The organism is Parvularcula mediterranea (assembly GCF_013085255.1).
Classification (GTDB): Bacteria; Pseudomonadota; Alphaproteobacteria; order Caulobacterales; family Parvularculaceae; genus Parvularcula; species Parvularcula mediterranea.
This window is the reverse complement of the sequence record NZ_JABFCX010000002.1, coordinates 1,297,905-1,311,474: the sequence shown is the minus strand read 5'-3', so window position 1 is coordinate 1,311,474 and position 13,570 is coordinate 1,297,905. Positions and strand designations below refer to the sequence as shown.

At 63.4% G+C, this 13,570-nt stretch carries 11 protein-coding genes; 7 read left to right on the top strand and 4 right to left on the bottom strand.

Going from position 1 to position 13,570, the window contains the following annotated elements:
- Together HK107_RS06985 and HK107_RS06980 are read left to right on the top strand one after the other, a co-directional pair.
- Complete coding sequence (locus tag HK107_RS06985) at positions 1-1,011, top strand: peptidoglycan -binding protein (RefSeq protein ID WP_173197993.1); 1,011 nt, start codon at positions 1-3, stop codon at positions 1,009-1,011.
- A complete protein-coding gene (locus HK107_RS06980) occupies positions 1,011-1,556 on the top strand; it encodes a hypothetical protein (RefSeq protein WP_173197991.1) in 546 nt (181 codons plus the stop codon). The genes HK107_RS06985 and HK107_RS06980 overlap by 1 nt, the downstream gene beginning before the upstream one ends.
- Here HK107_RS06980 and HK107_RS06975 read toward each other — a convergent pair whose 3' ends face one another.
- Positions 1,557-1,982, bottom strand: a complete 426-nt coding sequence (locus HK107_RS06975; protein ID WP_198912322.1) for a PaaI family thioesterase — start codon at positions 1,980-1,982, stop codon at positions 1,557-1,559. It lies immediately after the preceding gene.
- The gene (locus HK107_RS06970; RefSeq protein WP_173197989.1) at positions 1,972-2,718 is read right to left on the bottom strand and encodes a hypothetical protein; all 747 of its coding nucleotides are present in this window, start codon (positions 2,716-2,718) and stop codon (positions 1,972-1,974) included. The genes HK107_RS06975 and HK107_RS06970 overlap by 11 nt, the downstream gene beginning before the upstream one ends.
- 126 nt (positions 2,719-2,844) lie before the next feature.
- Between HK107_RS06970 and HK107_RS06965 the strand changes: the two genes are divergently transcribed.
- From HK107_RS06965 to HK107_RS06955, 3 genes are read left to right on the top strand one after another with little or no spacing between them, the layout of a single operon-like run.
- The gene (locus HK107_RS06965) at positions 2,845-3,438 is read left to right on the top strand and encodes an ImuA family protein (RefSeq protein WP_173197987.1); all 594 of its coding nucleotides are present in this window, start codon (positions 2,845-2,847) and stop codon (positions 3,436-3,438) included.
- Positions 3,362-4,858 (top strand): DUF6504 family protein, encoded by a 1,497-nt coding sequence (locus tag HK107_RS06960; RefSeq protein ID WP_173197985.1) that lies wholly within the window; start codon positions 3,362-3,364, stop codon positions 4,856-4,858. Before HK107_RS06965 ends, HK107_RS06960 begins: the two co-directional genes overlap by 77 nt.
- A gap of 6 nt (positions 4,859-4,864) precedes the next feature.
- On the top strand, positions 4,865-8,107 hold the full coding sequence (locus HK107_RS06955; protein ID WP_173197983.1) for an error-prone DNA polymerase: 3,243 nt from the start codon (positions 4,865-4,867) through the stop codon (positions 8,105-8,107).
- On the opposite strand, the gene HK107_RS06950 is transcribed toward HK107_RS06955, so the two are convergent.
- Positions 8,087-8,611 carry a PH domain-containing protein gene (locus HK107_RS06950; RefSeq protein WP_173197981.1) on the bottom strand — a complete coding sequence of 175 codons (525 nt, stop codon included), beginning with the start codon at positions 8,609-8,611 and terminating at the stop codon, positions 8,087-8,089. The genes HK107_RS06955 and HK107_RS06950 overlap by 21 nt on opposite strands.
- Before the next feature lie 367 nt (positions 8,612-8,978).
- Here HK107_RS06950 and cysD point away from each other — a divergent pair, with 367 nt between their 5' ends.
- Together cysD and cysN are read left to right on the top strand one after the other, a co-directional pair.
- Positions 8,979-9,872: a sulfate adenylyltransferase subunit CysD gene (gene cysD / locus HK107_RS06945; RefSeq protein WP_173198825.1), complete on the top strand. Its 894-nt coding sequence runs from the start codon at positions 8,979-8,981 to the stop codon at positions 9,870-9,872.
- Positions 9,872-11,767 (top strand): sulfate adenylyltransferase subunit CysN, encoded by a 1,896-nt coding sequence (gene cysN, locus HK107_RS06940; RefSeq protein ID WP_173197979.1) that lies wholly within the window; start codon positions 9,872-9,874, stop codon positions 11,765-11,767. Before cysD ends, cysN begins: the two co-directional genes overlap by 1 nt.
- Positions 11,768-11,924: 157 nt before the next feature.
- On the opposite strand, the gene HK107_RS06935 is transcribed toward cysN, so the two are convergent.
- Positions 11,925-13,517 (bottom strand): cisplatin damage response ATP-dependent DNA ligase, encoded by a 1,593-nt coding sequence (locus HK107_RS06935; RefSeq protein ID WP_173197977.1) that lies wholly within the window; start codon positions 13,515-13,517, stop codon positions 11,925-11,927.
- Positions 13,518-13,570 lie beyond the last annotated feature (53 nt).

Genomic DNA, 13,570 nt, shown 5'->3' with positions numbered 1-13,570 from the left:
ATGGCGCGTCGCCGTTCCCGCGGCGGTGAGGCCGCCATTTGGCCAGGCTTCGTCGACGGCCTGTCGAGCCTCATCCTCGTCCTCATGGTTGTGCTGTCGCTCTTCGTGGTGGCGCAATTCTACCTGGGTGAAGCCCTCACCCAGAAGGATACGGAGCTGAACTCGCTCCGGGCACAGATCGCCAAGCTCGCCGAGGATCTTGGGCTGAAAGAGGCCGAGAACCAGCGCCTCGCTGCGCGGATCGTGACCCTCGAAGACGAGATCAAGGCTGGCGAAGAGCGCATCGCCGCCCTTGTCGAAGAACTCGCCGTCGCCGGCTCGGCCATTGCGGCGTCTGCGGAGGAACTCCAGGCGGAGAAGGCTCTCTCGGAAGAGCAGAAGTCTGAAATCGCCACCCTCAACGCCCAGCTGGCCGCGCTCAGGAAACAGCTCGCCAGCCTGCAGGAAGCGCTCGAGGCCGCCGAAGCCAAGGACCTCGAACAGCAGGCGCAGATCGAAAACCTCAGCCAACGTCTCAACGCGGCCCTCGCCCGCAAGGTGTCGGAGCTGGCCGAAGTCCGCTCCCGCTTCTTCGAGGAGCTGAGGAAAGCCCTCGGCGACCGCGACGACGTCCGCGTGGTGGGCGACCGCTTCGTCTTCGAGAGTGACGTCCTCTTCGGCTCCTGCTCCTCGACCATCTCGCCGCAGGGCAAGCTGGAGCTCGACAAGCTGGCCGATGTGCTCCTCGAAATTCGTGGGCAGATCCCGAGCGAGATCGCTTGGGTCATCCGCGTCGATGGCCACGCCGACCAAGAAGCGCTCGGCCCGGCATGCCGCCTTCTCTACGATTCGAACTGGCACCTCTCCGCAGAGCGCGCGATCTCGGTCGTCCGGCACCTTCAGGGCCGCGGCGTACCGGGCAACCGCCTCGTGGCCGCAGGCTTTGGTGAGTACCAACCGCTGGTCCAGGGCCGCGATGCTGCGAGCCTCGCCCAGAACCGCCGCATCGAATTCAAGCTGACCGAACGCTGATGATCGGCCCACTGCTCATCGCCGCGCAGGCCTTTGGCTACGCGGTCTGCCCCAACGATGCGCCTTTGAAGGCTGAGGACTATCAGGCACTTCTCGACGCCCCGATCGAGACCGAGCTGCGGCTCGGGTTCCTCGACGGTGATAGGGCGCTGTTCTGGAAGGGTGACGAGGGCAAGGAGACGGCCTTTATCGAGCTCGAATGGACCTGCGAGGATGGTTTCTGCCTCTGGTCCAAAAACGATATCGAGTTCTATATCCCCGAAGGTCCGCCCACGGAGCAGTGGTGCTATCAGGGTAATGAGTACAATGTCGTCAAGCAGGACGGCGTGAACAGGACGATCGTCCAGCGCCGCTACGGCAAGGTCGAGAGCCTGTTCCGCATTCGCCCTGCCCGCGGCATTACGGACTATGTCCCCGCAGAGCCCGCGCTGACCTTCAAGAAGCTCGACGAGCCTGAAGAGAACGCGGAGATCGTGCTGCCTGAACAGCGGCCGCTCGGCTTTCGTATCAAGCCCGGCCCGACGCCGCCTAGCGACGACGAGTAATCAGCCTACGGGCATTGCGTAGGTCACGACCGCATGGCTAACAGCCTTGTCGGACGCCTCGCCGCGCATCGTGACCTCCGTCACGACGGTCGACCGGCCGAACTTCAGCACACGGGCTTCTGCCTCGAGCCAGCTTGAGGGACAGGGCCTGAGGAAGTTGATCGACAGGTTCGACGTCAGGGCCATCGGCTCGATGCCCCGCCTCGTGAAGACCGCGAGATAGGCTGCCGTGTCTGCGAGCGCCATCTGGGTTGGCCCCGAGACGAACCCTCCAGGCCTGAGCTGCCCCGGTCCGCAATCGAGCCGGAGAACCACGCGGTCGCGCTCCATCTCCAGAACTCTCGGCGGCTTGCCGCCTTCGAAGCTTGCGCGCAGGAAGGCTTCGGCTTCGGCCGGGGAAACGGCGGAGGTCAGGTCATCCGTCATCGGATAATTCGCCTTCAGGCTCGTCTCCACCTACGTCCTCGCCGTCGATGGCCGCCAGCACGGAGGCCGCGAGGTCGGCCTGCGCCCTGCTGCCGGACTGGAGGGAGAAGAAGTAATTGTAGACCTGGTTCATTGCGCCGATGACCTCGTCATTGCCGATCATCTCATCAAGCCTCACCCGGCTGATTGTCCGTGCAGGGACATCATCGGTGATGGTCATGTCGAACTCGATGTATTGGGCGATGACGTTGGAGGGCTCGTTGGCCTGGTCCGAGAGGGTCGAGAAGACAGACATTACCGCGTTGGACACCTGGTCATAGCCGACCAGCGCGGTCAGCAGATCGCCATCTTCGAGGAGGCTGAGATTGCCCGTCGCAGTCATCTCTTCGTAGATGCCCGAGGGGAAAACCGGGAAGCTTGTGGCATAAATGTCCGTGAACACCTCAATCGCGTACTCTTGAGTCATCTCCCGACGGCCTTCGAAAACCTCGATCAACTCCGCCGTCCTTAAGAGCTTGCGGTCGTTGCCGTCGGCAATCACCGATGCCTGCGCAGACAGGCCGAGAAATTCGCCCTGAAGCCTCTCGACAAATTGCTCAGCACGCCGATCTTCGCGGCGGTTCTCGTTCCAGTTGCCAAGGGCGATACCGGCATAGACACCGAGCACCAGAAGAATGAGCTCGAAGAACAGCATCAGCCAGTCGCGGCGCGCCGCGCGTCTTTCGAGGAATGTCATGGAGCCTCCTTCACGGGAGTGAGGCTAGCCCCATCCGCGCCGTTCGCCCACGGGTCTTGTGTAGAACAATTTAGGAACATCTTTTGACTCTCGAAGGTCGCCGTGGAATCCTTGGCCATGGAGTCCTTGAGTTCGCATCCCCGCGGCAAGGCGCAGCTCGCGCGCGGCCTGCCGGGCCTCAGCTTTGGCCGCCTTCACGAGGTGACCGGGCCGGGGGCCCTGAGCTTTCTCGCGCTCACCGTCGCGGCGGCGGGGGAGCGTGCGGTCTGGGTCCTGCGGTTTGGGACGGGGGAGCCGCACACCCACGGGCTGGCAGCGTTTCTCGATCCGCGGCAGCTTTTCTTCGTGCATGTCCATGATGCGCGCGATGTCCTGTGGGCGGCGGAGACGAGCCTCAGGTCAGGGAGCGTGGCGAGCGTCCTTCTCGAACTGCCAAGGCCGCCGAGCCTGACCGAGAGCAGGCGCCTGCAGCTGGCGGCGGAGGCAGGGGGCAGCCTGGGGCTCATCCTGTGTCCTGAGCATGAGCGGCCGACGGCGTCGACGACCCGCTGGGTGTGTCATCCGCGCCCCTCACCGGATCTCGACTCGACTCGCTGGCAGTGGGCTCTTAATAAGAACAAAGAAGGAACAAATGGGTCCTGGGATGTCTCGTGGCGTTGGAAAACGCGCTCTTTATCTGTGGTTCCTGCGTCTGGCGGCGGACCAGGCGGCGCGCCGTGACGGCCTTGATCCGGCTGAGCCCTTTGCCGTGGTGGCCGAGGCGAAGAATGCGCTGAGGCTCCAGGTCCTGAACCGCGCGGCGGAGGCGGCTGGCCTTTTCGCAGGGATGCCCCTCGCCGATGCGAGGGCGGCGGTGCCGGGGCTCCTGAGCCGTGTGCGGGACGAGGCGCGGGAGGAGCGGCTGCTCGCAGCCCTTCACCGCTGGGCCCACCGCTATGCGCCCTTCATCGCGGTGGAGGCGCCGGATGCGCTGGTCCTCGACATCTCCGGCTGCGCCCATCTCTTCGGCGGCGAGGAGGCGATGGTGGAGAAGCTGAGGGCCGAAGCGGAGGATCTCGGCTTCGAGACCCGCGCCGCGCTGGCCGATACCAAGGGCGCAGCGCGTGCCCTCGCCCGGTTCGGCGGCAAGACGGTGGAGATCAGCCCGCCGGGCAAGGCTCTCCAGATGATCCGTTCACTGCCCGTCGCAGCCCTCGGGGCCGACGCGCAGGCGCTGAGAAGGCTGGGGCTCAAGACCCTCGGCGATGTCGCGCGGCTTCCTGCGTCCGAGCTCACCAAGCGGTTCGGCGCAGGGCTGAGCCGCCGGTTGGAAGAAGCCTTCGGGCGGAGCGCCACCCCCGTTGCGCCGACGGCGGTGAAGAAGCGCTACTCCGCGCGCCTCAGCTTTCCCGAGCCTATCGGCCTGACGGATGATGTGATGGAGGGCCTCAAACGCCTCGTCACCGCTGTCGCGGAAAAGCTCGAAGAGGATGGCCACGGCGTCACGGCGCTCGAACTCATCATTCAGAGAGCGGACAATTCCTCCGAAATCACCTCCATCGGCATGGCGCGGCCTTCGGTCGATGTCGCGGCGATGATGCGGCAATGGACGCCGATCCTCGACAGGCTCGACGCAGGCTTCGGCATCGACGTGATGCGCCTGATCGTCAGGGCCCATGCACCGCTGGAAGTCAAACAATCCGCTATCGGAGAAATGACGAGCAAAGGGAGCATCGAGGATTTGATCGGTATGCTGGGCAACCGTCTCGGCTTTGACCGGATCACGAGGCCCCTGCCTGCCGAGAGCCATATGCCGGGCTTCAACGAAGCCCGCGTGCCTGCGGTCTCAGGGCCGAAGCCGCCCGCATGGCCGAAGCCTGAAGCGCCGGGACCCTTGCGGCTTTTCCGTGGCCAGCCTGTGGAGCCGCTCGGCCCGGGGCGGCCGCCTGAGCGCTTCCGCTGGCGGGGGAAGACATATGGCCTCAAGCGTTCCGAGGGGCCGCGGCGGGTGCTGCCTGAATGGTGGCAGGATGACCCTGCACGCCTCGAAGCCCGGGACTATTGGCGGATCGAGACCGAGAGCGGTGAGCGCCTGTGGCTGGGCGCTGATCCTGCGCCGGGGTCGGAGAGGCACTGGTCTGTCTACGGAGAGATGCCTTGATCGCCTATGTATGCAGAGCTCTCCATCACCTCCAACTTCACCTTCCTGACGGGCGCATCGCACCCTGAGGAATACGCGATATGGGCGAAGGAACGCGGCCTCGAAGCGATCGGCATCGCGGACAGGAACACGTTTGCAGGTCTCGTGCGCGCCCATGTGGCGGCCAAGGAAGTGGGCATCCGCTTCCTCCCCGGCGTGCGCCTCGCCTTCTCCTGCGGCATGGAGGTCATCGCCTACCCCAAGGATCGCCCCGCCTACGGACGGCTTTGCCGCCTCCTGACCCTTGGCAAGAGGAGGACGGTGAAGGGGCAGTGCGAGATCTTCCCAGGCGACTTGGAGAAGCATGGCTTCGGCAAAGGTTCGGTCCTGATCGCCGACAGCAATTCACGCCTGGATCTCGAAGCGCTTATCCGGTGGAAGAAGCGCTTCGGAGAGGATATCTTCTTGGGGCTGGCGCCTCTCTATGACGGCGAGGATGTCAGGCGGTTCGACCATATCCGTCAGCTGGCGGAGGAGTTGGGCCTCTCCCTCGTCGCGACGGGCAATGTCCTGATGCATAGGGCCAAGCGGCGGGCGCTGGCCGACATCCTCTCCTGCATTCGCGAGAAGACGAGCATCGACAAACTCGGCCTCAAGGCCCTGCCCAATGCCGAACGGCGCCTCAAGACCCCCTTCGAAATGCGGCGTCTGTATACAGATTACCCCGAAGCCCTTACCCGGACGAGCGAGATCGTAAGCGCCTGCACCTTCTCCTTGGATGAATTGCGCTATGAATATCCAGAGGAGGTGAGCGAGGGGCAGGATCCCAATGAACGCCTCCGTACCCTGACGGAAGAGGGCCTCAAGACGCGCTACCCCGACGGCGTGCCCCTCAAGGTGCAGGCCATGGTCGAGAAGGAGCTCGGCCTCATCCGCCAGATGGATTACGCCCGCTACTTCCTGACGGTGCAGGACGTGGTGCGCTATGCGCGGTCCCAGGACATTCTCTGCCAGGGGCGCGGCTCGGCGGCGAACTCGGTGGTCTGTTATGCCCTCGGTGTCACCTCGGTCAGCCCGGAGCTGATCACGATGGTCTTCGAGCGCTTCGTCTCCGAGGCGCGAAACGAGCCGCCGGACATCGACGTCGACTTCGAGCATGAGCGGCGCGAAGAGGTGATCCAGCACATCTACAAGAAGTATGGCCGTCACAGAGCTGGGCTCTGCGCGACGGTGATCCATTTTCGTCTGCGTGCGGCCATTCGGGAGGTGGGCAAGGCGCTCGGGCTCTCTGCCGATGCGATCAATGCCCTCAGCTCCCAGATCTGGGGCTGGTCGGAAACGGGCATTGCTGACGAAAGGATCGACGCTGCAGGTCTCGACCGGACAGACAAGCGGATCAAGCTCTTGGGCTTCCTCGTCACCGAGCTTGTAGGATTCCCCCGGCACCTTTCCCAGCATGTGGGCGGTTTCGTCATCACAAAGGGTCGCCTTGATGAGCTCTGCCCAATCGAGAACGCGGCCATGGAAGACCGCACGGTCATCGAGTGGGACAAGGACGATATCGATGCCCTCGGCATACTGAAGGTCGATGTCCTCGCGCTCGGTATGCTGACCTGTATCGCCAAGAGCTTCCAGCTCCTCGCCGACTGGAAGGACGAGCATTACGAGCTCGCGACCCTGCCGCCTGAGGACCCTAAGGTCTATGACATGCTCTGCGAAGGGGACACGATCGGCCTTTTTCAGGTGGAGAGCCGTGCACAGATGAACTTCCTGCCGAGGATGCGGCCACGGGAGTTCCATGACCTCATCGTTGAGGTGGCGATCGTCCGCCCAGGTCCTATTCAGGGAGACATGGTCCACCCCTACCTCAAGCGCCGCCGGGGCGAGGAGCAGGTGTCCTACCCTTCCAAGGAACTCGAGGCTGTCCTCAAACGTACCCTCGGTGTCCCGCTCTTTCAGGAGCAGGTGATGCAGATCGCCGTTGTGGCCGCTGGCTTCACACCGTCCGAGGCTGACCAGCTGCGCCGCTCGGTCGGCACTTTCCGAGGGGCTGGCGATGTGTCGAAGTTCCGTGAGCGGTTTATCTCTGGCGCGGTGGAGCGGGGCTATGACCATGACTATGCGGTCAAGTGTTTCGAGATGCTGGAAGGCTTCTCAGGCTACGGATTTCCCGAGAGCCATTCGGCGAGCTTCGCGCTCCTCGTCTATGCTTCGGCGTGGCTGAAGCGGCACCATCCTGAGATCTTTGCCTGCGCCCTTCTCAACAGCCAGCCCATGGGCTTTTACGCGCCTGCGCAGATCGTCGCCGATGCCAAGCGGCACGGGGTCATCGTCCTGCCCCTCGATATCCAGAAGAGCACTTGGGACCATGCGCTGGAACCTGACGGGCACGGACGGCTCGCGCTGCGTCTGGGCTTTCGTCAGCTCAAGGGTTTCAAGGAGGCCGACGCCTACGCCATCACGGCGGCGCGGGGAGCGGGGTTCACCTCCATCAAAGAGCTCTGGACACGGACGGGCGTTGCGCCTGCGGCCCTCACCCGGCTGGCCGAGGCCGATGCGTTTGCGCCCTTCGGCCTCGACCGGCGCCAGGCCCTCTGGCAGGCGCAGGCCATCAAGGGCGAAGCCCCGCCGCTCCTTGCCCGCCTTGAAGCTGAGGAGCGGATGGAGAAGGCACCCCTGCCCGCGCCGACGAAGAGCGAAGAGGTCTTCGAGGATTATGTCAGCACACGCCTCACCCTGCGTGAGCACCCCGCAGCGCTTCTCGCCGCGCCCCTTGGCGGGCAACGGCGCTTGCGCGCGAAGCTCCAGCGCGATACGCCGAACCGCACCCGGGCTATGGTCGCTGGCCTTGTCACCACACGGCAGAGGCCCGGCACGGCGAGCGGCGTCATCTTCCTGACCTTGGAAGACGAAACCGGCAGCCTCAACGTGATCGTCTGGCCCAAGACGTTTGAGAAGCACCGGCGCGAGGTGATGACCGGACGCCTCCTCAAGATCCATGGCGAGGTCCAGCGCGAGGGGATCGTAACCCACGTCATCGCGAACAGGATCGAGGACTGCTCCCATCTTCTCGAGACCCTCGGCGATGCCGATGCCTATGGCGCGAGCATCGATCCCACGTGGGAGAGCGCCGACGAGGCCAAGCGCCCGGGACCGAATAACGTCAAGCAGCCGCCAAGGACCCAGGCCAAGCCCCTGCCGCCCCGTCCCACGGTGGCCCACCCGAGGGAGCAGGCGAAGCGGCTCTTCTCAAGCCGGGACTTCCACTGAAGAGGCGCGGCCTGCCTTCGCAGTGATCGCGGCGGCGAGGCCTTCAGCGTCCTTTGGCGAGACCAGCAGCGGACGGCCGGATTGGCGCTCGATCAGCACGGCCGGGTGCCGCCGGGTGGCGCGGACCATGACGATCTGCCCTGCCGCTCGGAAGAGGCCCCAATGGCCGAACACCCCGCCGCTGCCCATCACCCGGATCAGCGGCAGCTCCCGCCGCTCGATCGTGCGCGCCGAGACGATCCCGTCCCACGCCAGGCGCGAGCCGCCAAGCGGTGTCTCGAGCAGAAGCCCTTCCTCTCCCACCTCGAACGCCTTGGGGATCGCGCCCCACGCGGCAAGGGAGATGAGAAGGATCACGAGGCCCAAAGCTTGCGTCACCCGCTCAGGCAGATCCCCTGAGCCTCCCACAAACGTGGGAAAGACCAGCAGGAACAGCGCGATCAGCACCGTCAGAGGCGTCAAAATTCGGGACGACGTATCTAAGGAGGCGGCTTCGAAGCGCATGATTCATCCTTTCCACAGGGAATTGAAGTAGCCCGGAGCGAGGGAATTCAAGGGAATGGGACGCTTTCCCACGATTGGCATGCTTCCTGCTCTTGATTTTCCCACGATCTGACCTGAATAAGGGCTCTGGAGGCCCACAATGACCACTGCCGAGACCCTTCTCAAACGCGCCGAAAGGCTGAGCGAGACCTCGGGCCTTTCTCTCACCACCATCTCCCGCAAGCTCCTGAACGACGGAAAGGGGCTTGCCCGCATCAAAAATGGGGGCGGAATGACCGAAAAAACCCTACAGCAGGCAACCGAGCGGCTCGACGCTCTCGAAGTTGCCGGAACGCCGCGCGCCGAGGGGCTCCTCTCGCCGGAAACGATGACCCACCTCGACAGGCTCGAGGCCGAGGCCATCCACATCATGCGCGAGGTCGTGGCCGAGGTTGAGAACCCGGTCATGCTCTACTCGATCGGCAAGGACAGTGCGGTCATGCTGCACCTGGCGCTGAAGGCCTTCTATCCTTCCAAGCCTCCCTTCCCGCTCCTGCACGTCGACACGACCTACAAGTTCCGCCAGATGATCGAGTTCCGCGATGCGCTACCCGAGCGCCTCGGTGTCGAGCTGCGCGTCTGGAAGAATGAGGACGGTATCAAGCAAGGCGTCAATCCGTTCACGCATGGTTCGGCTGTCCACACGGACATCATGAAGACCCAGGCCCTCAAGCAGGCGCTGTCGCACTACAAGTTCGACGCAGCCTTTGGCGGCGCACGCCGTGACGAGGAGAAGTCCCGCGCGAAAGAGCGGATCTTCAGCTTCCGGACGGCTGACCACCGCTGGGATCCGAAGAACCAGCGCCCTGAGCTCTGGAACATCTACAACACCCGCACCGCGCCGGGTGAATCGACCCGGGTCTTCCCGATCTCGAACTGGACCGAGCTTGATGTGTGGCAGTACATCGCCCGCGAGAACATCGATATGGTGCCGCTCTACTTCGCAGGCGTCCGCCCGGTCGTTGAGCGTGACGGTACACTGATCATGGTCGACGATGACCGTATGCCGCTCCACCCTGGCGAGAAGCCGATGGAGAAGATGGTCCGCTTCCGGACTCTCGGCTGCTACCCGCTGACCGGTGCTGTTGAATCCTCCGCAGACACCCTTCCGAAGATCATCGAGGAAATGCTTCTCTCCCGCAGCTCCGAGCGCCAGGGCCGGGTCATCGACCATGACCAGTCCGCGTCGATGGAGAAGAAGAAACAAGAGGGATACTTCTAATGAGCAACGTCTTCAAAGACGGCGACGACATCCACGAGTATCTCGCCAGCCACGAACAGAAAGACATGCTTCGCTTCCTGACCTGCGGGTCGGTGGACGATGGCAAGTCAACCCTCATCGGCCGCCTTCTTCACGACGCGCAGTCGATCTTCGACGACCAGCTCGAAACGCTGGGTTCGGATAGTAAGAAGTTTGGCACCCAAGGGGGCGAGATCGACTTCGCGCTCCTCGTCGACGGCCTCGCCGCAGAGCGTGAGCAGGGCATCACGATCGACGTCGCCTACCGCTTCTTCTCGACGGACAAGCGCAAGTTCATCGTCGCGGATACTCCGGGCCATGAGCAATATACGCGCAACATGGCGACGGGTGCTTCGACGGCTGACGTTGCGATCATCCTGATCGACGCGCGTCAGGGCGTTTTGCCCCAGACCCGCCGTCACAGCTTCATCTGCTCGCTCCTTGGTATCCGCCACGTGGTCGTCGCCATCAACAAGATGGACATTGTCGACTTCAGCGAAGCCAAGTTCCGGGCGATCGAAGAAGACTATCGCGAGTTCGCCAAGCAGCTCGACTTCGAGTCGATCACCTGCATGCCGCTCTCGGCGCTCAAGGGCGACAACATCCTGACCAAGTCGTCGAACACGCCCTGGTATGACGGCGCGGCGCTCCTGCCGTGGCTCGAGACCGTCGATGTGACGCGTAAGGACGAACGCCCGTTCCGCATGCCGGTCCAATGGGTGAACCGTCCGAACCTCGACTTCCGCGGCTTCGCAGGCACTGTCGTCTCTGGCCGTGTTGAGCCGGGCGACGAGGTCGTGATCCTGCCGTCGGGCAAGCGCACCAAGGTGAAAGCCATCGTCGCCCGCGACGGCGACCTTGCCTTTGCCGACAAGAACCGCGCCGTAACGCTGACCCTCGAAGACGAGGTCGATGCAAGCCGCGGTGACGTGATCGCAGCCGCCACCGCTCCCGCTGAACAGGCAGGCCAGCTGCAGGCCAAGATCATCTGGATGGACGACGAAGAGATGCTGCCCGGCAGGCAGTACATCCTCAAGTCCAACAACAAGATGATCCCTGCACAGATCACCGATCTCAAGCACCGCATCGATGTCAATACGCTGGAGCACCTTTCCGGCAAGACGCTGAAACTCAATGAGATCGGTGAGTGCAACCTTTCGCTGACCCAGCGTCTGGTCTTTGATCCTTATACCGAGAACCGTTCGATGGGATCCTTCATCCTCATCGACCGCCTGACCAATTCGACGGTTGGCGTCGGCATGATCGACTATGCCCTCCGCCGCTCGAAGAACGTCCACTGGCAGGCTCTCGAGGTGAACAAGGAGTCCCGGCAGAAGATCCTTGGACAGAAGAGCTGCATGCTCTGGTTCACGGGGCTTTCAGGCTCGGGCAAGTCGACGGTGGCGAATCTCGTCGAGAAGCGCCTCCACGACCTTGGCCGCCTCACCTACGTCATGGACGGCGACAATGTCCGCCACGGGCTCAACCGTGACCTCGGCTTCACCGATGCCGACCGTGTGGAGAACATCCGCCGCGTGGGCGAAGCGGGCAAGCTGATGGTCGACGCAGGCGTCATCACGCTCGTCTCCTTCATCTCGCCTTTTGAAACCGAGCGCCAGTCCGTCCGTGAGCGGATGGATGATGGCGAGTTCATCGAAGTCTTCATCTCGACCCCGCTCGAAGTCGCAGAACAGCGCGACGTCAAAGGCCTCTACGCCAAGGCGCGCAAGGGCGAGATCAAGAACTTCACAGGCATCGACAGCCCCTATGAGGAGCCGACCAATCCTGAGATCACCGTCGATACGTCCGAAGTGGCTGCCGAGAAGGCTGCCGAGATGATCGTCGAATATCTCGACCAGAAGGGTTATCTGGGCTGACCAGGGGTGTGCTCCGCACACTTTCTTTTTGAGATGGGTTCTGGATCAAGTCCAGAATGACGATATCGGAGAAGCGATCTCTCAACCCGTCATCCCGGACTTGATCCGGGATCCATCGAGAAGACAAAGAGCGGCCTCAGGGCCGCTCTTTTTTTGTCTAAGCGGGGAGCATGGCTTCGAGCGTTGCGACCTCATCGGCCTCGGCCGCGGGTTTGTCCCAGCGCAGCCGGTTGATCCTTGGGAAGCGCATGGCGAGGCCGGACTTGTGGCGAGGCGACCTGTTGAGGCCCTCAAAGGCCACCTCGAAGACGAGACCATGCTCGCGTGTCGCCTTCACCGAGCGGACAGGGCCGAAGCGTTCGATCGTGTTGTCGCGCACGAACTTATCGATCTTCTTGAGCTCTTGATCCGTGAACCCATGATAGGCCTTGCCGACAGGGACCAGCTCGCCGTCGCGCCAGCAACCGAAGGTGTAGTCGGAATAGAAGCTCGACCGCTTGCCGTGCCCGCGCTGGGCGTACATCAGGACTGCATCCACGAGGTAGGGCTCTTTCTTCCACTTCCACCACGGCCCCTTGGGTCGTCCGGGTACGTAGGGTGCGCCCTTCGCCTTCAGCATGACGCCTTCGATAGCGTCAATGGGCGGGCTCGAGCGCATCTCCTGAAGCGCTTCCCAGTCATCAGCCTCGATCCGCTCGCTGAGGTCAACGCGCGGCAGGCCGTCACCGATCACGGTCTCGAGCTGCGCCCGCCTGTCATCGAGGCCGAGGGTCCTAAGGTCTTCTCCCTCCGCCCACAGAATATCGTAGGCGCGGACGAAGGCGGGATGGCTCATCAGCATCTTGGCCGTGACCGTCTTGCGGTTGAGGCGCTGCTGGAGATCATTGAAGGGCCGGACCGCGAAGCGATCGGTGACCTCTGGATCATAGACCAGAAGCTCCCCGTCGAGCGCCGCATCCACTGGAAACCCCTCGATTACATCGGGGAAAGCGCCGGAGATATCGTCGCCGGTGCGGGAGTAGAGGCGCGCCTCATCACCTTCGCGGACGAGCTGCACGCGGATGCCGTCCCACTTCCATTCCTTCGCCATGGAGGCGAGGTCGATCTTCGGCTTGTCCGCCTCCTCGACCGGATGGCTGAGCATCACCGGGCGGAAGGGCGCCTTCATGGCGTTGACGGGCTTCTCGCCCCTGCCTTCCAGCCAAGCGAAGAGCTCCTCATACGGAGGAGTGAGGCCGTGCCAAAGCTCCTCGATCTCCTGCGGCTCGACTTGGCCAAATTCGGACAGGGCAACCTTCACCAACCGTGAGGCGACACCGATCCTCAGCCCACCGGAGATCAGCTTGATCAAGGCCCACCTTCCGCTCGCGTCGAGGGCATCGAACCAGCCTTCCACGATCGCGGGGGCCTCAGCCCTGCTCGCAGCGTTGAGGGTCTCGATGACCTCGGACAACGTGGGCTGACGGTTAGCGCCGTGCTTCGCCGGCCAGATGAGCGCTGCTGCTTCGGCAGTGTCGCCCACATAGTCGCGGCTGAGGTCGAAGAGCACTTCATCCGTACGGGACGCGATGATCTGGCGAATGGCCGCCATCTTCACCGAACGGATTTCAAGGTCGCGCGTGATCGCCGCCACGGCCCAGCCGCGCTCGGGGTCAGGAACGGAGGAGAAGTAGCTCGTCAGAAGCCGGATCTTCCCGTTCCGCGAAGGGGTGAAGATCAGCCTGTCGAGAAGCTCGGCGAAGCGGTTCACGCACCGCCTCGCATCGGGGAAAGAGTGGCCCAGTCACACACCATGACCGGGAG